This is a genomic window from Bacillus sp. XF8, assembly GCF_017498755.1.
GTDB lineage: Bacteria > Bacillota > Bacilli > Bacillales > Bacillaceae_G > Bacillus_A > Bacillus_A bingmayongensis.
In genome coordinates this window covers 409,811-431,772 of record NZ_JAGDQK010000002.1, presented here as the reverse complement: position 1 = coordinate 431,772, position 21,962 = coordinate 409,811, and the positions used below count along the sequence as shown (strand labels likewise).

At 33.7% G+C, this 21,962-nt stretch carries 23 protein-coding genes; 5 read left to right on the top strand and 18 right to left on the bottom strand.

Annotated elements, in window-relative coordinates:
• The 4 genes from J4P91_RS02745 to J4P91_RS02730 are packed head-to-tail and all read right to left on the bottom strand — an operon-like array spanning position 1 to position 2,572.
• Positions 1 to 555, bottom strand: coding sequence for a TlpA family protein disulfide reductase (locus J4P91_RS02745; RefSeq protein ID WP_207992849.1), 555 nt, complete (start codon positions 553 to 555; stop codon positions 1 to 3).
• A gap of 17 nt (positions 556 to 572) precedes the next feature.
• Entirely contained in the window at positions 573 to 1,286 is a 714-nt protein-coding gene (locus J4P91_RS02740; RefSeq protein ID WP_207992848.1) for a cytochrome c biogenesis CcdA family protein, read from the bottom strand.
• Positions 1,287 to 1,341: 55 nt separating this feature from the next.
• Positions 1,342 to 2,154, bottom strand: a complete 813-nt coding sequence (locus J4P91_RS02735) for a M56 family metallopeptidase (protein WP_207992937.1) — start codon at positions 2,152 to 2,154, stop codon at positions 1,342 to 1,344.
• Positions 2,155 to 2,158: 4 nt separating this feature from the next.
• Entirely contained in the window at positions 2,159 to 2,572 is a 414-nt protein-coding gene (locus tag J4P91_RS02730) for a BlaI/MecI/CopY family transcriptional regulator (protein ID WP_207992847.1), read from the bottom strand.
• A gap of 262 nt (positions 2,573 to 2,834) precedes the next feature.
• Here J4P91_RS02730 and J4P91_RS02725 point away from each other — a divergent pair, with 262 nt between their 5' ends.
• Entirely contained in the window at positions 2,835 to 3,533 is a 699-nt protein-coding gene (locus tag J4P91_RS02725; RefSeq protein ID WP_207992846.1) for a Type 1 glutamine amidotransferase-like domain-containing protein, read from the top strand.
• Between the two features lie 67 nt (positions 3,534 to 3,600).
• Here the strand turns inward: J4P91_RS02725 and J4P91_RS02720 are convergent, their stop codons facing one another.
• From J4P91_RS02720 to J4P91_RS02710, 3 genes are read right to left on the bottom strand one after another with little or no spacing between them, the layout of a single operon-like run.
• Positions 3,601 to 5,010 carry an MATE family efflux transporter gene (locus tag J4P91_RS02720; protein ID WP_207992845.1) on the bottom strand — a complete coding sequence of 470 codons (1,410 nt, stop codon included), beginning with the start codon at positions 5,008 to 5,010 and terminating at the stop codon, positions 3,601 to 3,603.
• 18 nt (positions 5,011 to 5,028) lie between these two features.
• The gene (locus tag J4P91_RS02715; RefSeq protein WP_207992844.1) at positions 5,029 to 5,382 is read right to left on the bottom strand and encodes a GIY-YIG nuclease family protein; all 354 of its coding nucleotides are present in this window, start codon (positions 5,380 to 5,382) and stop codon (positions 5,029 to 5,031) included.
• Positions 5,383 to 5,409: 27 nt separating this feature from the next.
• On the bottom strand, positions 5,410 to 6,174 hold the full coding sequence (locus tag J4P91_RS02710) for a DUF2087 domain-containing protein (RefSeq protein ID WP_207992843.1): 765 nt from the start codon (positions 6,172 to 6,174) through the stop codon (positions 5,410 to 5,412).
• An 875-nt stretch (positions 6,175 to 7,049) separates the two neighbouring features.
• On the opposite strand from J4P91_RS02710, the gene J4P91_RS02705 reads away from it, so the two are divergent.
• On the top strand, positions 7,050 to 7,427 hold the full coding sequence (locus J4P91_RS02705; RefSeq protein ID WP_307802522.1) for a PH domain-containing protein: 378 nt from the start codon (positions 7,050 to 7,052) through the stop codon (positions 7,425 to 7,427).
• Positions 7,428 to 7,593: 166 nt separating this feature from the next.
• On the opposite strand, the gene J4P91_RS02700 is transcribed toward J4P91_RS02705, so the two are convergent.
• Together J4P91_RS02700 and J4P91_RS02695 are read right to left on the bottom strand one after the other, a co-directional pair.
• Complete coding sequence (locus tag J4P91_RS02700; RefSeq protein ID WP_207992842.1) at positions 7,594 to 7,995, bottom strand: hypothetical protein; 402 nt, start codon at positions 7,993 to 7,995, stop codon at positions 7,594 to 7,596.
• 25 nt (positions 7,996 to 8,020) lie between these two features.
• Positions 8,021 to 8,389 carry a hypothetical protein gene (locus J4P91_RS02695; protein ID WP_207992841.1) on the bottom strand — a complete coding sequence of 123 codons (369 nt, stop codon included), beginning with the start codon at positions 8,387 to 8,389 and terminating at the stop codon, positions 8,021 to 8,023.
• A 448-nt stretch (positions 8,390 to 8,837) separates the two neighbouring features.
• On the opposite strand from J4P91_RS02695, the gene J4P91_RS02690 reads away from it, so the two are divergent.
• Entirely contained in the window at positions 8,838 to 10,058 is a 1,221-nt protein-coding gene (locus J4P91_RS02690; protein WP_207992840.1) for a macrolide family glycosyltransferase, read from the top strand.
• Between the two features lie 69 nt (positions 10,059 to 10,127).
• On the opposite strand, the gene J4P91_RS02685 is transcribed toward J4P91_RS02690, so the two are convergent.
• The 9 genes from J4P91_RS02685 to J4P91_RS02645 form a co-directional block, all read right to left on the bottom strand.
• Entirely contained in the window at positions 10,128 to 10,397 is a 270-nt protein-coding gene (locus tag J4P91_RS02685; RefSeq protein ID WP_207992839.1) for a hypothetical protein, read from the bottom strand.
• Positions 10,398 to 10,490: 93 nt separating this feature from the next.
• Positions 10,491 to 11,879, bottom strand: a complete 1,389-nt coding sequence (fumC, locus tag J4P91_RS02680) for a class II fumarate hydratase (protein ID WP_207992838.1) — start codon at positions 11,877 to 11,879, stop codon at positions 10,491 to 10,493.
• A 107-nt stretch (positions 11,880 to 11,986) separates the two neighbouring features.
• Entirely contained in the window at positions 11,987 to 12,772 is a 786-nt protein-coding gene (locus J4P91_RS02675; protein ID WP_207992837.1) for a TerC family protein, read from the bottom strand.
• 251 nt (positions 12,773 to 13,023) lie between these two features.
• Entirely contained in the window at positions 13,024 to 13,371 is a 348-nt protein-coding gene (locus J4P91_RS02670) for a hypothetical protein (protein ID WP_207992836.1), read from the bottom strand.
• A gap of 320 nt (positions 13,372 to 13,691) precedes the next feature.
• A complete protein-coding gene (nhaC, locus tag J4P91_RS02665) occupies positions 13,692 to 15,095 on the bottom strand; it encodes a Na+/H+ antiporter NhaC (protein ID WP_207992835.1) in 1,404 nt (467 codons plus the stop codon).
• Between the two features lie 338 nt (positions 15,096 to 15,433).
• Positions 15,434 to 16,264, bottom strand: a complete 831-nt coding sequence (locus J4P91_RS02660; RefSeq protein WP_243763673.1) for an ABC transporter permease subunit — start codon at positions 16,262 to 16,264, stop codon at positions 15,434 to 15,436.
• Complete coding sequence (locus J4P91_RS02655) at positions 16,257 to 16,991, bottom strand: ABC transporter ATP-binding protein (RefSeq protein ID WP_243763672.1); 735 nt, start codon at positions 16,989 to 16,991, stop codon at positions 16,257 to 16,259. The genes J4P91_RS02660 and J4P91_RS02655 overlap by 8 nt, the downstream gene beginning before the upstream one ends.
• 420 nt (positions 16,992 to 17,411) lie before the next feature.
• Positions 17,412 to 18,302, bottom strand: coding sequence for a TIGR03943 family putative permease subunit (locus J4P91_RS02650; protein WP_207992834.1), 891 nt, complete (start codon positions 18,300 to 18,302; stop codon positions 17,412 to 17,414).
• 16 nt (positions 18,303 to 18,318) lie between these two features.
• Positions 18,319 to 19,308 (bottom strand): permease, encoded by a 990-nt coding sequence (locus tag J4P91_RS02645; protein ID WP_207992934.1) that lies wholly within the window; start codon positions 19,306 to 19,308, stop codon positions 18,319 to 18,321.
• Positions 19,309 to 19,480: 172 nt separating this feature from the next.
• Between J4P91_RS02645 and J4P91_RS02640 the strand changes: the two genes are divergently transcribed.
• Complete coding sequence (locus tag J4P91_RS02640) at positions 19,481 to 20,668, top strand: GTP-binding protein (RefSeq protein WP_207992833.1); 1,188 nt, start codon at positions 19,481 to 19,483, stop codon at positions 20,666 to 20,668.
• A 313-nt stretch (positions 20,669 to 20,981) separates the two neighbouring features.
• On the top strand, positions 20,982 to 21,947 hold the full coding sequence (locus J4P91_RS02635) for a DMT family transporter (RefSeq protein WP_207992832.1): 966 nt from the start codon (positions 20,982 to 20,984) through the stop codon (positions 21,945 to 21,947).
• The last annotated feature ends 15 nt before the right edge of the window (positions 21,948 to 21,962 follow it).

Sequence of the window (21,962 nt, the reverse complement as noted above, 5' to 3'; positions counted from 1 at the left end):
TTACTTCTCAATTAATTGTTTAAATTTCTTTTCTAATTGATCTGGAGGTAATACTCCTCGTGTTTGATCTACAATTATCCCATCTTTATCAACAAAAAACGTTGTTGGTAATGAAACAATTTTATAATCAAGTCCAGCCACTCCATCCATATCTAATAAAACTGGGAACTTAAATCCGAAACGATCTGCAAACGCCTTTGCTTCTTGTACTGGATCCCCAATTGTTGCATTTACCGCAAAAATTTCAACGTCTTCTTTATACTTATCATAAAGACGAACTAAATCTGGCGCTTCCATTTCACATGGTCCACACCATGATGCCCAGAAATTAATAATGTACGGTTTTCCTTTTGCATCATTTAATGAATACAGTTTCCCATCTAGTCCTTTAAGTGTAATTTGCGGTGCTTTAAATCCTACTTGAGGTAATATTTCTTTCTCTTGCAGCGTTGCTTGTTTTGCTTTCCGTTCTTTTTCTTCTTGTTTTGAATTGTAAAAATTAAATCCTGCCCACAGAAGTGCCCCCGCAAGTATAATTGTAATTAGTTTCTTCACTTTCTCTCCCCCTATTTTTAAAATCCTGTAAAGCCATCAAATAATCGAATAAAGAATGCTGTAATTTTCGTCATTTGATTCGTATAAAGTAAAACTCCGGTCAAAATCATCATACCGCCGCCAATTTTCATCATGACACCAGCATATGTAACAATCCATTTTACCTTACCTATAAAAAATGCCATAACAAAGAATGGAACCGCAAAACCAAGTGTATAAGCTGTAATATAAAGCAGCGCCTCATCTGGGTTTGTCGCACCTAACATTAACACTGCGGAGAATATCGGACCTACACATGGTGTCCACCCAGCTGCATAAGTCATACCGACAAAAATAGATCGAATATATCCAGTCGATTTACTTTTATAATGAAATTTCTTTTCTGACATGAGCCATTTCGGCTGAATGATCCCTGCCATAAACAAGCCCATGATAATGATAAAAATTCCACCGATTTGTTGAATCAGCCTTTGATTAGATACAAATGTTACACCAATCCAACTTACAGATAGGCCTAATGCGTAAAATATGACGGAAAAACCAATTATGAAAAACAATGTGTGTATCAAGGCTGATTTTTGCATCATACCGCGATTTTCTTTTAAATCTTGAATAGAAACACCTGTAATATACGATAAATAAGATGGATATAGTGGCAGCGAACATGGTGATACAAATGAAAGAATCCCTGCGCCTACTACAAGCCATATTGTTAAATCTGCTGCGTTCATTTTATTCCTCCTATAAAACACTACACGAAGTAGTGTTATGGATTAAAAAAAGAGGCTATATGCACTCTCCGATAATAAGTACAAACGAAATGAGGAATAGCCCCATTGTCACATAAACTGAATTTGTATGTAACGGCATGCTAAGCTTTATAGATGACGAGCTAACAATTTGCTCAATACGCAAATTGATTGCCGTCTTCGCAAAAGAAGCTGTTATAAACGGATTAGATGCTGTTTTTATTTTAATTAATTTTAACAATGCACTACTTAATTCAAACGATGATTTCATTTGATCCATCGCATATTTGTCCGCCAATAGCTCCTGATACGTATGATAACGCTGTAACATCCCTTTCAATACCGGAATATACATCATTCCTTCAGCTAACACCGTAAAAAGAAACAATTTTAACGGATCACGATTTTTTTGATGATATTCTTCATGCAAAACAATCGCATCAATTTCCTCTTCTGCAAACGATTGAAACACACCTTCTGAAAGAACAATCTTCGGCTGAATCAATCCAATTGTAAACGCCGTAACTTCTAATGATGGCAACAAGTACAGTTGTTTCTCTTTACGAGTAATCTCAACTAGACTTCGCTTTAATCTTTGGCTATAGAAAAACTGCCGCCACACTCTTTTACACACAATAAATAAGGTGAATAATAACAAGCCCCCCATTACGATGCGAATGATCGATAATTCTCTCATATGCTTTTGCAACTCAAATAGACAAAACTGTGATAGAAAAAATGCCTTATTTCCAAAGAAAAATGGATATGTAACGTAATACACTAACATACCGAAAAAGAGAATGCCAATGATGCTTGCAAACAATACTAATTTTCGTATTTGCCACCTCATCATACTAGTCCTCTTTTTTCAGTTGATTTAGTTTTTCTTCTAGCTTTTTTATTAAAGTCGGGTCCGCCTGATCCAGCTCATCTAACATATGATTCACCACAAGGTTACCAAACTCCCCCATTAATTCCTGTGTCATTTTCTTTGTTTGATTTGATAAAAAGGATTCCTTCGTTTGTACAGCACGGTATACACCGCTTCTTTTTACCGTTTGTTTTTGTAAGTGTCCTTTTTCTACCAACCGATTCATCACAGTCATTACTGTATTAAAATTCACTGGAGATTCTTCACTGAGCTTTTGCTGAACTTCTTTAATCGTAATAACCGGGGTATTCCAAATAATCTCCATAATCTTCGCTTCGAGCGGTCCAAAGAAATGGTTTAATCCTTGTTCATTTAATTTATAGTTTTGGGTAAACATACTATGTCTCCTTTCACACTACGAATTGTAGTATAAAATAAACGAAAGGTCAAATATAGAATTACAATTTACTTAGACATTATTTCCTTAACTTGCAAAAAGTCCCCTTCTATTGAATCTCTTTTACTAAACTTCTATAACTTACATTCCTTCCCTTTATTCATGCATGCTTTTTCATTTTCATCTTTTGTTACAGAAGGAAAGAAACTTCTCTACAGCGAAACTTTATCAATAACCAAAATCTATTAGGTGGTGATTCATTATGAAATTAGCTGTAATTGGCGGAGGTTACTTTGAACAAATAGATCATTTCCATATAAATCAACGACTTATAGAGTTAACTGGGAAACAATCTCCAAGAGTATTGTTTATCCCAACGGCAAGCAATGATGATGAAGATTATATAAAAGACTTCAGAGAAACATTTGAAAAGCAGTTACAATGTAATGTTCACATTCTACGTTGTATAAAAGAAAGTCCTAACGAAGATAAAATAAGTGAAATGATCCATTTTGCTGATTTCATCTATCTAGGCGGAGGAAATTATATCAATATGCTTGAAAAGTGGAAAGAAAACAAAATAGATGAGAAATTAATAGCAGCCTTGCATAATGAAACATTCATTGCAGGATATAGCGCTGGTGCTATGTGTTGGTTTACAACTGGACTTCGTTCAAATTACAAAGGAGAAGGCTATATAGAAAGCCCCGGCTGGAATATGGTAAACAAACACTTCTGTCCCCATTACAATCAACCGGATAGAGCGACTGCTTTCCATCTATTCTTACAAAACTATGCATGTGATATAGAAGGAATTGCTTTAGAGGATAATTGCGCTCTTTATATAACAGAAAATTCCTTTGAAATTATCGGGGATCCAGAGAAAGCCTGGGAATTCTATATGAATAATGGAAAACTCATGAGACACCATTTTGATGTGACTTTGAAAAGTTATTTATGAGTTCGTTGTACTCATACAAATGAAAATGTCCCTAAGCCTTCATCTTAGGGACATTTTCATTTACTTTCTAACTAACAAGACGAGTAATTCGCTTCTTCTGCCACGAAAGCTTATAATACCCGTATTGTAAAATTAAACTTACAATAAATGCTGCTGGATAGCCAATCCATATACCTTCTATACCAAGATCCGTATGGTATGATAAGAAATAAGCAACTGGTACTTCTACAAGCCAAATCGATACAACACCGATAACGGTTGGCCATAGTACGGTTCCGCTTGCTCTCATTGTCGCACCAATAATTTGTGCATGACCGAAAATTAAATAGCTCCATAGTGTAATCATAACTAAACTATGCGCGATTTCAATTGTATCGGGACTTGTGAGGAACAGTGATAGAATCTCTCTTGAGAACATGTAAATAAGAGCGATTAATACACCGCCGATGATATAGTTCATCACAATTCCTGCTCGAACGACTTTCTGTAATCGATCAAATTGATTCGCACCAATGGATTGTGCAGCGAAAATGGATACTGTAATTCCAAGACTGACCGCTGGCATTTGTACATAACTTGCTACTTGGTTCACGACTCCATAGGCTGCGGTCGCATCAGAACCGAAGCGATTTACAAATGCAATTACTGCAATTTCAGATAACGAAACTAAGATCATATTGATACTTGCCGGAATACCGAGGCGTAATAATAACTTTAATAAATCCCAATCCATACGAAGATATTTCCGTACTGTTTCATCCAATTGTAATGGATGATTTTTCTTCTTTAAATAAATAAGCATAACAACAAATGTTATAACTGTTGATATTACAGAGGCATAAGCCGCTCCATAAACATCAAGTTTCGGCATTCCTAACCACCCAAAAATAAGAACAGGTAATAATAGCATGTTCAATACTGTACTAACTATTAAAAAATAAAATGGCGTTTTAGAATCTCCTGTCCCTCGCATAAATGTTGTATATGCAAAATATAAGAATAAGACTGGCATTGAAATAAATAAAATGCGTGCATAGTGTACACTCATATCAATAATGTTTTCTGGTGTCCCCATTAGACGCATAATATCCATGGCGAATATACTTCCTACTACTGCTAAAACGGCTCCAATAATAAATGTAAATGTGAGTGTTGTACCAACGACCGCTTTCACACGATCTTCATTACGAGCACCAAATGCCTGCCCGATTAAAATAGAACTACCCGAACCAATTCCAATTACAAATGAAACAAGTAAAAAGAACAATGGGAAAAACGCAGAAATGGCAGCTAAATCATTTACACCAAGCCATCGCCCTACTACTACCATCCCAAACAACTGTCCAACTGATTGTAATACATTACTTAAAAGTAAGGGAACTAAAAACATGGACATTGATTTCCATATCGGCTTCCCTTCCTTTTGTTGATCTTGTGATTCTACACCTTCTTGAATATTATCTGCCGGTGATTTCAACTTTCATTTCTCCTTTTATTAAGAGACTGCTCGGTTGTACCCGCGCTCTCCATATGGCTGTAATTCCTTCAGCCACTTCTCTTCTAATTTTTTCAATTCTTCCTTAGCATTAAAATACCCAGTCTCTTTCTTTTTCAAGACTTCTAACACTTCAAATTCAAAGGCATCTGCACCGTACTGCTTCCAGTCATCTTGTAAGGCTCTATTTGTATGAGAACCTACATTGAGTTCAAAACGTCTTCCACTCATTGTCTTTAAATTCATTGTACGCTCGACATACATTTTCTTATTTTTTGTATTTGTAATACGATAAACACCAGCTTCAATCTCTGTTTCTTTGTATAATTGTTTTAATTCTGCTCTTCTATTCATTTTCCTTTCTCCTTTCTTTATCTTCCCTTATAACTTGACCCAATATTTCCTTCCATCAGGTGTTCGATCTAGAAAACCGTATTCAATTAAGTATCTTCTTAAAGTTACAAAATCTGGATACACTTGTTCTAAAATTTGATTCACTTCTTTTTCTGTATACTTTTCACTGCTATCAAACTTTTTCACTAAATGTCTCAATATAATAAGTTTGCGTTTTTGTTTCTTCGGAAATTTAACAAGTGGCCCATCTAATCCTTCTGTAAAATGCAATTTCAGTACTTCATCATTCTCTTCTTCTGTAATGTTATATCTGTCATCCACCATTGTAGCTGTTCGATGAATTGGTAAAAATTTAGACTGCACTTTTGATTTTCCTTCTGATAATTCCATTAGCGCTAAAAACACCTTAGCCTGTTTCATCTTCTCTCGTAATGTAAAGCGATGATTTCGAATTGTTGATGTGCTTCCACCATCCAGTTCTTTCACAATTTCTTTATCATTTAAACCCATATAAAAAAACTGTACCATCTTCTTTTGTAAGTCAGTTAAACCTGTAAACTTCTTATCAAGACTTAATAAATAGTCGAACATAGATGTATGTTCCTTTTCAATATGCAACTGTGCGAATTTCTCTGCTTCATACAAAACATTGTAATCTTGATAAATAACACCTTTAATAAATTTTTCTCCACAAGCTAAACAAATGTATTCTTCTGTTTCCTTTTCAAATACATATCCATTTTTCAGTTCCTCAACTGTGGCTTCCCAAAAGCGCTCTGAAATATCACTCATACTAAACAATCCTCCAAATAGTTTGTTATTAATGCAAACAAATTACGATATCGTTTATCGACTTCATCATATTACCATAAACAATACAAACTTTTCAACATTATGTTTACTTATTTTATAAACAAATACAAAAACGTTTGTATTTGTTTGAAGAGAGGTGTTTACTTATGATATAAAATGAAAGAATCTTATCTTTTTACAGGTACTCCACTCCATTAATGAGAATTATCTTTTGATAAAAAATTCTAAGGGTATGTTTAAAACGCTATAGTAATCATTCAAAAACCTTTGTTTACTATAAAACCATTGGAAGATATAAAATGAACAGTGCCATATCTACGCGAAAATGATTTTGTTAAACATGGGACTCGTGTTCATTTTTTGAAAGAATTTTATAGTTAATTAAAAAAACAAAAATCTATTAAAAGATTTTTGTTTTTATTACACCCGATTATGTCACTTTATTTACTCTCCATTTCTATTGCCATATCATCATAAAAAAACAAAGGCTTATTGTTTCGTCACAACGTGGATCAAAGTCTTACTTACTTTTATGATTTCTTTTTTATTCGTTAGTGGGTTCCAATCCCCTTGAAATCCATTCGAATATTCACAACCATTCAAAGTGAAAAGACATACAAATAGTACACCTATCATCATACCTTTTTTATAACTTACTCTAAACCACCCTTAATATTAAAAACTAAACAGCATACACATTCCCTATCAAATCCCAAATAGAGATATCATAATTCACATTTTAAAATTTCACATGAATTCTCTGAGAACAAAATATGCAATTATTTAATAAAGCAAAATTTCAGAGGTGATTAGAAATGAAGTTCAAAGTTTAAAAAAATCCTGTACACGTATTTATCTTTATATTAGTAAGCATTATTGGATGTGCACAAATTTTCATTCAAGGTGATGATCATATTTATTTTAGTTGTATTATGCTATTGAATCTATTCAACTTTTTCTCTCTGTATAGATCTACTTATGAAATAACTAATGGTTCACTAGTCGTTAAGTACTTTTTTACAAATACTGAAATCCCCTTTGAAAATGTACGTCACATAAAATATTATGGAAAACAATTAGGTTCAAAAAAATGGACAAGACAACGATTAGAAATTATGTATGGACTATTTGATACTTTAACAGTTTGTTTGCCACAAGAAGAGGGAAAATTTATCAGTTTATTAAAAGACAAATGTCCAAACCTAAAAGTAATTGACAAACCTACCAATTAATCATATTAGCAAGTTTGTCTATCATATGAATTGTCAAACTTGCTAACTCTCTTCTTTACCTCTAATCTTTCATGACATTCTATACATTACGATTCCATCATTAATAACATTTTCTTAAAAAAACAACTATGCGAATTCACAGTACGTAAGGGTATCAGATGTACCTTTATTCTTTAATAAGAAAATAATCTTTGCGGTTAGTACTAATTAAATAACCTTTTCTCCCATTAATCTTCATGATTTTTCTATATAGTGAGTTAATCGCCTTTGCTTCAATATATTTACCAGTCACAACATTATCTTTATTTAAATAGGACAAAATTAGTGCCCCATCTTCTCTTTTATCACATTCTACACAAAACGAAAAAACACGCGTTTCATTTTCTACTTGGAGTTTCCCGTTTTCAGTATCGTAATGCCCTTCCTGTAATACAATACTTAAATCCCCCATACCATATTTTCCTAAATCCATATATATTTTCCCATGGCTATATTTATCAATATTCCAATCAAGCACTCTCACTACTTGACTTAGAACTGTGTTTATTGCAAGTTCTAAAGAATTCATTTAACTCACCTACCAACTATTATAATTAATTTTGTTTAATAATACGATAATCACTTCTTCTCGTATTAATAATATAAGTGTCTTTTCCATTGACTTTAATCGATTTTGTTAATATCCTATCAATTTCCTTCGTTTCAATATAAATTCCTGTTACTTCTTGTCTATCTGTCACCCAAGATAGTATTACTCCTTGCTCTCCATTAATTCGAGCATTAAAATGATCTCCTACCATTTCTTGATCTATTGAAAATTCTTTTGTATAAAAAGAAAGCATTCCCTTTTGAATAACCACCTTTTTTTTACAAAAACCTTTCTCCCCTAAATGATTTGCAATAACTGCTTGTTTCCTATCTCCTACATCATCAAACATACTCTCTAATAACTCTTCAAGCATATGCAATCCCCTTTTTCTTCAGTTAATTATTTAATTCTCATTCATAATACACTTAAATTTTACCATATTAGGTTAACGCTTCCGTTATTGTTTTTTAACTCTCTCTAAACTGAATGTATAGTAGATATAAAGTGAAACTTTAATCAGCCCGCACAAAAACAGAATCCATTGCACCGTTAATTTTTTTATAGACTATAATCAAAAACGTTTGTTATAATTCAAACAGAAGATAACTACGTTTATTTTAAAGATCCATTTAAAGATGAAATACACATCCAAAAAATGAAAATAGAGATCTTATTACACAATATTTCTCAGCATAATAATCTACTTTATGATTATAACCATCATATTCTGTAATTCGCACTGCTACAGGAATCATTACTGATAAAACTTGTATTCTCTTCGCTAAGATTTGTATCAAACTATATTTACTGGAGGGATAAATATGAAAAAATCACTTTACATCAACATAGGTGGGGAAGGACATGTAAATCCAACATTGGAATTAGTAAATGATTTAGTAAAACGCGGAGAACATATTGTCTATTATTCATCAAATCATTTTGAAGAAAAAATCAAAAAAGTAGGTGCTCAGTTCCGTCCCGTTGATCAAAAGGCACAAAGAAATCTTGCAGAGAGTATGGGGCTTATGGCTTCCCAACCTAAGGAATATTTATTGCAATTTCTAAATGCAATGGAAATGATCACCGACTCCATTCTAGAGGAAATTTCCAAAGAAACGTATGATTACATCATATACGATGCACAGTCTCTACCTGGAAAATGGATTGCTCACCAAAGCAAGTTATTATCTATTGCAACTTGGGCCACTTTCGCATATTCACAAGATCCAAAAGTAAATATGTCTCTGACAGGAATAGATGATATGGAACAAAAACAAAAGCGTTTGGCCATGTTAAAAGCATTTTTGCAATTAGAAGAAATCGCCAACCGCAAACTATATTTAGAAAATAAATATGATATTCCGTTACCTGATAACTTTTTACTTTGCCCTGGTTCAGGAGATTTGAATATCGTCTTTACTTCTTCCTATTTCCAAAGAAATAGCAATGCTTTTCAAAATGACTATATTTTTGTCGGTCCTTCCATTGCTGAAAATGGAACTTTAAACGATTTTCCAATTGACCTATTAAAAAAAACACGTGTAATTTACATTTCTATGGGGACGATCATGAACAACCAGCCTGAATTTTATCAAAAATGCTTCGCCGCTTTAAAAGATTTAAATGTTAAAGTGGTGCTTAGTATAGGCAAGCAATTAACAGCGGAACAGCTAGGAGATATACCAGATAATTTTATTGTTCGTAACTATGTTCCTCAATTAGATGTACTTCACCAAACTGATGTCTTTATTAGCCATTGTGGAATGAATAGCACCAGTGAATCACTTTATTTTGAAGTACCCTTAGTCATGCTTCCTATCATAAATGATCAACATACGATTGCTGAACGAGTAAGAGAACTTGGTGCAGGAATGATGTTAAATATTCAACAATTATCGGTGGAGGATATCAAAGAAGCCGTTAGTAAAATGTTAATAAATCCCATTTACAAAAAGAATACAAAAAAAATTAGTCAATCATTTCGTAACGCGGGTGGTTATGCTAGAGCCGCTAATGAAATTTTTAAATTTACTCGTTCATGAAAATTATGAAAGCTCCATGTTTTCACTAATATGAAGCTTTTTATAGCACATAAGCGTTATCATGTGAAACTAATTACTAGATTTACTTTGATCTTGCCCCCTTTCTCTTCTTTCAATAAGTTTAAGAGTTGCAAATCCTACGATGGAAGATAAAAAAACAAAGAGTAATTGTATGTATTCAATCTCAAAGAAGTGATTCGTAGATACTGCTGGGGTTAGCATTGCGACGCTCGTCCACTCCGGTGAATCCTGCATATAAAAGTATATGATAGTACTTGATGACAATTGTAATACGATATATGTGATAAGCACTGATAATGTAGAAATGGCATATTTCATTCTCCTCACCTCCCTTTCATTTCAAATATTTTACCATGAAAAAAGAGCCAAGATTTTAAAATTAAAACCTTGGCTCTTCATTATTCATTAAGATTATTCTTTCGGTGCAATCATTTTCTTCGGATCTACAATTTCATCGAACTGTTCTTCTGTTAATAATCCTGATTGTAATGCTGCTTCTTTTAACGTTAATCCTTCTTTATGAGCATGTTTCGCAATTTTCGCTGCATTTTCATAACCAATATGTGGGTTTAATGCTGTAACAAGCATTAAAGAACGATTTACATTTTGGTTAATCACTTCTTCATTTGCCTCGATACCAATCGCACATTTATCATTAAATGAAACTGTTGCATCTGCTAATAAACGAGCAGATTGTAAGAAGTTATATGCAATTACTGGCTTAAATACGTTTAACTCAAAGTTACCTTGGCTCGCTGCAAATCCAATTGTTGCGTCATTTCCCATAACTTGCGCCGTAACCATTGTTAATGCTTCACTTTGCGTTGGATTTACTTTACCTGGCATAATAGAACTCCCTGGCTCATTTGCAGGAATAATAATTTCACCAAGACCACTACGTGGACCGCTTGCAAGCCAACGTACATCATTTGCAATCTTCATTAAATCAGCTGCTAATGCTTTTAACGCACCATGTGCAAATACAACCTCATCATGACTTGTTAATGCATGAAACTTATTCGGTGCTGATACGAATTGTTTACCTGTAAACTGGCTAATTTCTTCCGCTACCATCGCACCAAATTTTGGATGCGCGTTAATGCCCGTGCCAACAGCAGTACCGCCAATGGCAAGTTCTTTCATATATGTATTGCTATCTGCAATCATACGCTCTGTTTTTTCAAGCATACGGTGCCAGCCACTAATTTCTTGACCTAATGTTAGAGGCGTTGCATCTTGCAAATGCGTACGACCAATTTTAATAATCTGTTGAAAAGCAGTTACTTTTTCTTGTAATGTCTCTTTTAATTTCGTAATTGCTGGTAACACTTGATTTTCCACCGCAATTACACAAGCAACGTGAAGCGCTGTTGGGAATGTGTCATTTGAACTTTGAGACATGTTCACATCATCATTTGGGTGAATATGTACATCAAGCCCTTTTTCTTTTAAAATTTGATTCCCGCGATTTGCGATTACTTCATTCACATTCATATTCGATTGTGTACCGCTACCTGTTTGCCATACAACAAGCGGGAAATGTTCATTCCATTTTCCTGCCAAGATCTCATCGACTGCTTCTACAATCGCCTGAGCTTTTTCTTCTGATAACTTCCCTAATTTCTGATTACTAATTGCTGCACTTTTCTTTAAAATCGCAAATGCTTGTACAATCTCAAGCGGCATATGCTCAGTTCCAATCGGAAAGTTTTCTTTACTGCGTTGTGTTTGTGCTGCCCATAATTTATCAGCTGGAACTTTCATTTCTCCCAATGTATCTCTTTCAATTCTGTATTCCATGTTTTCATCCCCTTGAAAATAAAATAGCTACGTTTTTATTGTAACAGACTTTCATTTAAATGATAAGGATTCTCACTCTTATTTATTAAACATTCTACATTTAAAAATTATGTCTCAGATGGATCAGGAGATAAAAACCATCCACAAACGCCAATCGCAATTAATACGATATAAAAAATCGCTTTCCAAGTAACTGACTGCGGGAAATCCTTGTCAATGATTCCAACCATAGGATGTGCTAACGTTGAAATAATCAGCTTCACACCGACCCAGCCAACAATCATAAAAGCCGCCGTTTCAAGACCAGGTCTTTCACGCAATAACTTTACGAAGTAAGTAGCTGCGAATCGCATAATAATTAAACCAATCATTCCACCCGTTAAAATAACGAAAAACCTTCCTGCGTCAAGACCACCTATCATCCCTTTATTTAGTGGTGTAATTGTTAATGTAAGAGCTACTGCAGCTAAAATTGAATCAATCGCAAATGCAATATCTGTAATCTCTACTTTCAGAACTGTTAACCAAAAACCACTTTTCTTTTTCGAGGTATTTTCTTCAATCTTGTTTTCCTGCTCTCCATGCTCTACTCTTTGCCATTTCTTTTTTCGATACACTTTAACTAAACTTCTAGCAGAAAGAAACAATAAATAAACCGCACCAATCGCTTGCATCTGCCATACATTCACAAGAAATGAAATTAAAAATAATGATCCAAATCGAAATATGAACGCTCCAAACAATCCATAAAACAACGCTTTTTTACGATCATCTTCAGGTAAATGTCTAACCATAATAGCAAGTACAAGAGCATTATCTGCAGATAACACTCCTTCTAATGCGATAAGAATTAATATAACTCCCCCATACTCCAGCAGTAGCGATTCAGTCATATTTCTCCTCCTGTTTTTGATACTATATATTTTGCTTTTTGGTATGGGAAATATACTAATATCATCGGAAACTGAACAACCCGTAAGTTCGAATCGAACTTACGGGTTGACTTAGTACTATAAAATAAAAATTTCTAACAAGTCAACGAAAGAGATAGTTTTATATTTTGCTGAAGTGTTCAGACTTCACACCCTTCTTACATAATACTATCGAACATCATAATAGATATCCTGATTCCTTTATTTGCATTCTATTTTTCACCTGATGTATTTTCTAGTAATCTAAACGCTAAACATCCAGAAACAATATATAAAACTCCTGGAAACAACAATGCATCAAATGAAAAGAGTATAGAGACGATACCAATAGTAAGCATTACACTTCCATATAACCTATTGTTCATTTTATTGACAAAACAAGAAATAACAGTAGCTAAAATCTGTATAAGAAAAACCACGAGCGCCCCATCGGCTTGAGTTTTCCAAGAATCATCAATAACTGACCTAAAACCATACATAATAAAAAGAAAAACTGATATACAAGCTCCTACTATAGAAGCAACTAGTCCTGTTACCAATTCAACAGTACGTTTTTTCAACCTATACGCCCTCCAATATGTAAAAATTGCATAATTCCCAAATAAACATAACAAACTAAATTACAATAATTTGTTATGTTTTGTCGAATAAAGAAATAAAAAAACTAAAAATTCAACCATATAAATTACAACCGTGCATCATATTAAAGTGGGTTTGCTGAAAAAAGCATATCTTATTTGTTATTTCAATCCGTATATCTCATTTGGTTTTCATTTAACTTTACAAATTATAGAAATTTTATTTTTTAGCAGTTTATCTATCACATAGTTTATAAAAAAAACCATCCTCTGCTATACGCAAAGGATGGTTTTTTCTTATCTTATGACGCTTGTTTTCCTTTTTCAGCATCATCAACATACCAAATGAATTTCCCTGTATATCCGTATATAACTGCTAGCGCTAATGATACGAAGCTCATCCACATGAATGGAATGTATGATAATGTTGCAACGCCTAATATACCAGCCATGAAAATCCCGTTATCAGACCATGGAACCATCCCGGAAGTTAGCGTTCCACCCACTTCTGAGTTACGTGCTAATATACGGCGATCGAGTTTTAATTTATCATAGCTGTCTTGCATAATTTTTGGAGTTAAAATAAGTGATACGTACATCGCACAGCCGAATACGTTTGCCAGAAAAGCAACGATTAATGTGGACAGCGTTACATTTCCTGCAGAGTTTAGTTTCTTCTCAAATTTTGATACGATTACTTTTAATACACCTAGTTTTTCAAGTAATCCTCCGAAACCTAATCCGAAAATAATAACAGCTACTGAACCAAGCATACCATTGATTCCACCGCGATTTAACAACTTATCAATAAAGTCTACACCCGACTCAATAAAGAAGCCATTATATGCTGTTCCAATTGCATCCCCAAAGTGCATTCCTTGGAAAAGAGCTGCCCAAATTGCGCCGAGAAGTGCTCCCATTGCAATTGTTGGCATTGATGGTTTTTTCATTGCTAATAGCACAATAACAACAACCGCTGGAACAAGCATCCATACTTTAATATCAAATTGCTTTAATAAAGCCTCTTTTAAAAATTCCACTTTGTTTAAATCAACATTATCTCCGCCATACATCCATCCGGCAACTGTAAACATAATTCCAGTAATAATATATGCCGGAACATCTAGTACAAGCATTGCCCGAACATGTGCGATAACATCTACTTTCGCCATTGAAGCAGCAAGTACTGTACTATCAGAAAGTGGGGATAGCTTATCTCCAAAGTATGCCCCTGAAAGTACTGCTCCAGCAACTAGTGGAAGCGGTAAGCCAAGACCTTCACCGATTGCCATCATGGCAATACCAGCTGTACCAACTGTTCCCCAAGATGTACCTGTTGCAATGGAAGTAATAGAGCATATAATCAAGGTTGCTAATAAGAATATACTCGGATGAATAAACTCTAATCCATAATAGATTAATGTCGGTACAACACCACCGGCAATCCATGTTCCGATTAGTGCTCCGACAGCAACTAAAATAAGAACGGCTTCTAATCCGTTGGAAATTCCTTTCGTAATTGCATCTTGCAATTCTTGATAACGAAACCCTAACCTTAGCCCAAGCGCAATTACTAAAAACCATGAAATAAATAGCGCTAATTGAATTGGCAGATTAAAAATCGTTTGAAAGGAAAAGACAACAGCAAGAAACAGTAATAAAAGAATAATGATTTCTGGAATCGATGGTAATCTTACACTTTTCATTTGCTTCTCTCCTTACAAGTCGATAACATGATGTATGTCGTCTAACACGTACTTTTGTATACAATGCATAAAGACAGACTATAATTTTCATATTATTCCGATTTGTTTTTTTAGTATAATAAATATACACCTTTTCTATTGTAAAAGTAGCGCAGATATTTCGCAATGAAAATTATAAAAATGTTATATTTTTATTTATAATTTACAAACATAAATATAAAAATTAATAAACAAAAGCTTATGAAAAACATACCATCGAACTACATTATGATTTGAATTTTATTTTTGAAAATATAAAAGCCTTCTATACTCATTAGGGTATAGAAGGCTTTTATCGATTAATGCACAAGGTCTTTCCTTTTAAAATCATACAAACTTAATATAAGGAAAAGTGCAAAGTGTACCAATAAAATTCCCACTCCTAAAAGCACACCATCATGATTCAAAATTTTCTCATGAAACTTTGTATAACCGAAGATGAAATATGGATTAACAGATAATCCCAAACTTCCGATAATATTCATTGCTAATAATAGGCCAACGCCAATCCCAATTGCATTTGCTGTACTGTTCATTTTTATCGAAATATACATGACAATCGCTGCGGCAGCAAGCAAAAACAAGAATGTTGCACCATTCATTTGAAGAAGCACTCCTATTCCTTCAAATATTGATAATTCTACCTTTCCATAGCTAGGGTGATGCAGCATAAATTGTTCTCCAAGGCCAAATAAATAGGAACCACTTGCACTAGAAACGATAAAATTAAATACTAAAAAGAATACTATTATAAAACTTAATGCTATCAATTTACTAAGAATGATAGAATTTCTCTTCATTCCTTGTAACAATGGTAATTTTAATGTTCCATCTCTATATTCATCGGTTATACTACTCGCCGCCAATACAATGATATATACCACTAATAAAAAACTTGATATCCCATCTAATGTAATAACACTTGCCGAAAATCCATTTAATGAAATTTCAGGAACAGGTGGTACATTTAGATTTGCAGGAATATTATCTTTAATCGTATCCATATTCGATATCATATTCTTCGTAGAAACGAGTGTAACAATTACATAAAGAAGAGAAACAGCAATAAACACATACATTCTTTTTCCAGAAAACATTTTTATCAGTTCATTTCCAACCATTTTAAGCATAAACCATCACCCCTTCTACTGTGTCAAAGAATAAATGTTCTAAAGAGCCTATTTCTTGATCGAGGTTCTCTCGTTTACAATCTAATAATAATTTTCCTTTATCTAAAATAAGAAATCGCGTACATACCTGTTCAAGTTCATGCAAAATATGACTTGATATAAGGAGTCCTATTTTCTCCTTCTCCGCTAATTTTTTAATCATCGCTCTCATATCCCGTATTCCTTGCGGATCTAATCCATTTGTTGGCTCATCTAGAATTAATAAATCAGGTTTTTTCAATAAAGACATCGCAATACCAAGACGCTGTTTCATTCCTAATGAATATTCTTTTACCTTATCTTTAGCTCGTACTTGTAGCTGCACAAGATTGAGAACTTCCCAAATCCTTTCCTCTGATACACTATTTAAATTGGCTACTAACTTCAAATTTTTATATCCTGAAAGATTCCCATGAAAGCTTGGATTTTCTACAATTGCTCCCACCTTTTTCATCGCTTGACTAAATTCACTATCAATATTATGTCCACTAATTGTTACTGTTCCATCATCACGATGAATTAAGTTTAAAATCATGCGGATTGTTGTTGTTTTTCCAGCACCGTTAGGTCCAATAAAACCGGCAACATCTCCTTCATAAATTTTAAAACTTATATCTTCTACAACCTTCATATTTCGAAAAGACTTATGTATATGAAAAACTTCCAATAGTACACGTTTTGAATTCATTATTAAGCCCCCTAATTAAATTATTTTTTCTTTTGATACTTTTTACCTAGTGAATTATTTTCTGCTGTACTTAGAAGCTTTACTTTTAACTTTAAAATTTAATAAAATGTGCTGTACCACCTACTTCCTAATTTATACAAAGAAAATTTTACCATTTACAACTACATATTATCATTTAGTATTATTCATTGCAAGGTACTGTTTTATATTTCCCCAAAAATAAATAAGCATGTATCTTCTTTTGAATTTAGTAGATGCATGCTTATCTTCTATTAAACTTGAAAACTTACTACTTGTTCTGCGATCATTTTTCGATTAAGAGCTTTCACAATCTTTGTCGTATGTCTCTTTAGAAAGAAAATACAATGGTTATGCCTTCACCCTTTATTCCTTGACAAGGCTAATAGCTGTTTCAAATTATCACTGCGGCAAAGCATCATACACATACGGATTTTTCGGCTTTTCCACTTTTTCTACTTTACTTACTTTTACAAGTGGAAACAGCGTCCCTTTATATGTCGTTTCATCTAAAATCCCTGTGACTTTCACCCACGTCTCTTCTGAAAAAGTACTTATTTCGTTTCCAGAAACAATCATCCCCCACACAGAAGCATCTGCAACACAACATGTAATGCCGTACCGAGCAACTACTGTTTTATCCCCTTTCACTTCTTTATCATTATAGGTAAACCCTGTAAACGTAATTTGTTTTCCTTTAAATCCGAGAACGTCTTGACCAATTATATTCATCGTTTGAATGTAATTTTTATCATCCACCTGTATGGTCTTTTGTTTTATTATGTTTCTTTCTAATTCTTCTGGTGACTGCTCTGATGAGGGAAGATTTTGAATCGGTTCTTCTTCTTTGTCAACTAATAACTCCCTCCAATCGGAACTGACCTGTTTCGTTTGTGGTACTTTCTGCTCTACACTCTTTGCCTGTGCACTCTGATTCATTCCTCTGTTTGATGCGAGACTACCATCAATTGTTACGTTCGAGAATAAAAATGCACTAACAATAGGAATAAGAAATAAGGAGTATAACAGAAAAACACCCATTTTTGATTTCGGCGCTGTATGATGCTCACAACAATGACAGGCATTTTGTTTCTCTTCACCATTTTTCCATACTTGTAAACATCCAAGAAGAAGTGACACTGCAAAGGCTACATATGTAAACTTTATCATTTTAGGTGCAATGAAGTGATCAATATTCCCTGTTACAAGAAGTTTAAATAAAAGCATTGCAAAACCGATTAAAATGATGCCACGAATGTAACTATGGAATTTTCTTTGTTCATGATTACGCATTTTTCTCCCTCCTTAATCACATTGTCAGCTGAACAACAATATACACAGTCATGATTACAATCCCAATAAACGCGAATACAAATTTCTTTTGGAAATGAGCAAATAACATAAATGTATTTTTAAAATCAAGCATTGGACCAAATACAAGGAATGAAAGAAGAGCTTTACTAGAAAATATATGACCAAACGATGCCGCAATAAAAGCATCTGCAGCTGAGCATAGAGATAAGACGTAACCAAATCCCATCATTACAAATGGTGAAAATACTTCACTATGTGCTACTGCGTCAAGAACATTTCGATCTAAAAATGTTTGAAATAAACTTGCCAAGCATGCACCGATTAATAAATATTTCCCTGTATCAAAAAACTCATCAACTGTATGATTTACAACATCTTTCCAACTCTTTTTTTGCTTTTCATGTGCTGGAACTGTTGTATCCTTTAATACATTTTTTCCACGGTAACAGGAGTACACAATAAATCCAATGAGAAGCGCAACTAGAAAAGTGATACCAAAACGAGCATATACAATCGATGAATTTGTTTGAAACGCATAAAAAGTAGACAAAAAAACAATTGGATTCATAATAGGGGCACTCACTAAAATGACAATCCCAACATGAAGTGGTAACCCCTTTTGAATGAGCCTTCTTACAATAGGGATGATGACACATTCACACATTGGAAATATAATACCTACAAATGCTGCTGGTAGCATCATAACGATAGGTGACTTTGGTAATACCTTTTGAATCATATCTTCCGTCACAAATACTTGAATAATGGAAGAAACGATAACTCCTAATAAAATAAACGGTACTGCCTCAAAGAAAATACTTAAAAAAATTGTATTTACGTTCAACCATTCTTTTGGAATACTTTTTTGTAAAACTGCTAGATTTGTAAAATCTACAAAAAATAATAAAAATAAAAATAGTACAATAAGAAGCGTACCGATTAACTCTTTTGAAATTCTAGTAAATACCAACTTTCTCGCCTCCATTTTATTCATATTTAAGCGTATGCTTGTCCTCTTCTTCTATGACAATTTCCAAACATTTTTTATACTCTATTTCTATTCACAAATCGTAATGATTATGATTTATTGTTGATTTTCTTTTCAATGTCATTTATTATAAAACGTAATGATTACGATTTAATAGGAGGAATATACAATGAAAAAAGTACCCATTACCGTTTTAAGTGGTTTTTTAGGTTCTGGAAAAACCACATTATTGAATCATATTTTGACAAATAGAGAGAGCTTAAAAGTAGCTGTCATTGTAAATGATATGAGCGAAGTAAATATTGACGCTGCTCTTGTGAAACAAGGAGGTTTTTCTCGTACAGAAGAAAAATTAGTAGAAATACAAAACGGCTGTATATGTTGCACACTTCGAGAAGACTTAATCATTGAAGTAAATCGCCTTGTAGAGGCAGGAGATATTGACTACATTGTCATTGAATCTTCCGGCATTAGTGAGCCTATTCCTGTTGCACAAACATTTACGTATATAGATGAGGCACTAGGAATTGATTTAACGAGCAAATGTCGTCTCGATACGATGGTTACTGTAGTCGACGCAAATCGATTTTGGGATGACTTTGCCGCTGGGGAAAGTTTACTAGATCGAAAGCAAGCAATTGATGACACAGATACACGAGAAGTTATCGATCTACTAATTGATCAGATCGAATTTGCAAATGTTATTCTTTTGAACAAAGTGGATTTACTAGAAAAAGAAGATATTATCGAACTCCATTTTCTATTACAAAAATTAAATCCTAGCGCAAAAATTATTGAATCTTCATTTAGCGCGGTACCACTAAATGAAATTTTAAATACGAATTTATTTAACTATGATGAAGCAAGTCAAGCAGCTGGTTGGATTCAAGAGTTAAATAATACTCATCATACGCCAGAAACAGAAGAATACGGCATTAGTTCCTTTGTTTATCGCCGCAAACGTCCATTTCATCCTATTCGACTTATGAATTGGTTAAAAAACTGGCCACTAGATGTTGTAAGAGCAAAAGGATTTTTCTGGCTCGCATCTCGTAACCATATGATGGGACTTCTGTCTCAAGCTGGATCTTCCATTACTATCCAAGGAGCTGGTGAATGGATTGCAGCATTACCTGAAGCTGAGCAGCAGCAAATCATTGCGGAAGAACCAGAAGTCTTAAAAAATTGGGATAAGCAGTATGGAGATCGAATAACAGAACTAGTCTTTATTGGAGTTGAAATGGATCAATATGAAATTGAACGCTCTTTAGATACATGCTTATTAACCGATGAAGAAATGAGGCAGGAGTGGGATGGTTTTGTTGATCCAATTCCCCCTTTTACTGTTGTCTCATAATGCAAAATTTTCAAGATTACTAACTATAAAATGATTTCAAAAACAAGATGGTCTCCTCAAAAGGTTACCACCTTGTTTTTAGTTTATATGAATTTGGTATCCCAGAATAATTATTATCATACCTACAATAAAACAGATTATAAAACCGCCGATCATCAAACCCCTCCTTTACAATATTTCACCATAATTATACCTATCACTTGTCTGTATTTAATATTAAAAAATTCTGTTTATTTTTAATATTACTCGTGATATATTACATATTGTATTCAATATTTCAATTAGATTTTCTTTTTGAAAGGAGGCCCCCGCTATGGATTCAGGAAGATTGAAAGGCATTATTATGGTCATTACAGGTGCTAGTTTATGGGGATTGTCTGGAACCGCTGCACAACAACTTTTTCAGCAAGAAAATGTTTCTACAGAATGGTTAGTTACAATTCGATTGCTTATATCCGGAAGTATTCTGCTCTTCTTCTCCTCATTTGGCAGTAAAAAATCAGAAGTACTCGGCATTTGGAAACAAAAAGGCGAGGCAAACAAAATGATTCTGTTTGGATTGTTAGGCATGCTTGCAGTCCAATATACTTATTTTGCTTCTATTAAAGAAGGAAATGCTGCAGTCGCAACATTGTTACAATATTTAGCACCAATATTTATAACTGTTTATCTCATCTTTAAATGGAATATTCGTCCTACTAAAATCGATTTTATTTCTATTGCACTATCTTTAATCGGAACCTTTTTCTTACTAACGAATGGCTCCATTGATAATTTGGCTGTTTCAACACCGGCTATCATTTGGGGTATTTTATCTGGTCTATCACTAGCATTCTATAGCCTTTATTCAAAGGAATTATTAGAGAAATGGTCTTCATCTGTTATTGTTGGATGGGGGATGATTATTGGAGGAGTTGGTGTAACCGTCTTACATTTTCTCTCCACGAACAAGTTTATCTTATTATCAGGCATGAAATATTTACAGCCTAACAATCTTTTTCTCATTACATTCGTTGTTATTTTCGGAACACTCATCGCATTTTATTTATATTTAGACAGCATACGATATCTTACACCGAAAGAAACTACATTATTTGGTTGTACAGAACCGCTTGCAGCTATCATTTCTTCTATTTTCATTTTGCATGTTCCGTTTCAATCATTTCAATTATTAGGCGCTCTTTGTGTTATTGTAATGGTACTTGTACTAAGCCAAAAGCCAGATGAAGGAAAACCGAAACTACGACTTGTCGATACGAAAAAACAAAACATAAAATGAAAGGAACTGTTCGAT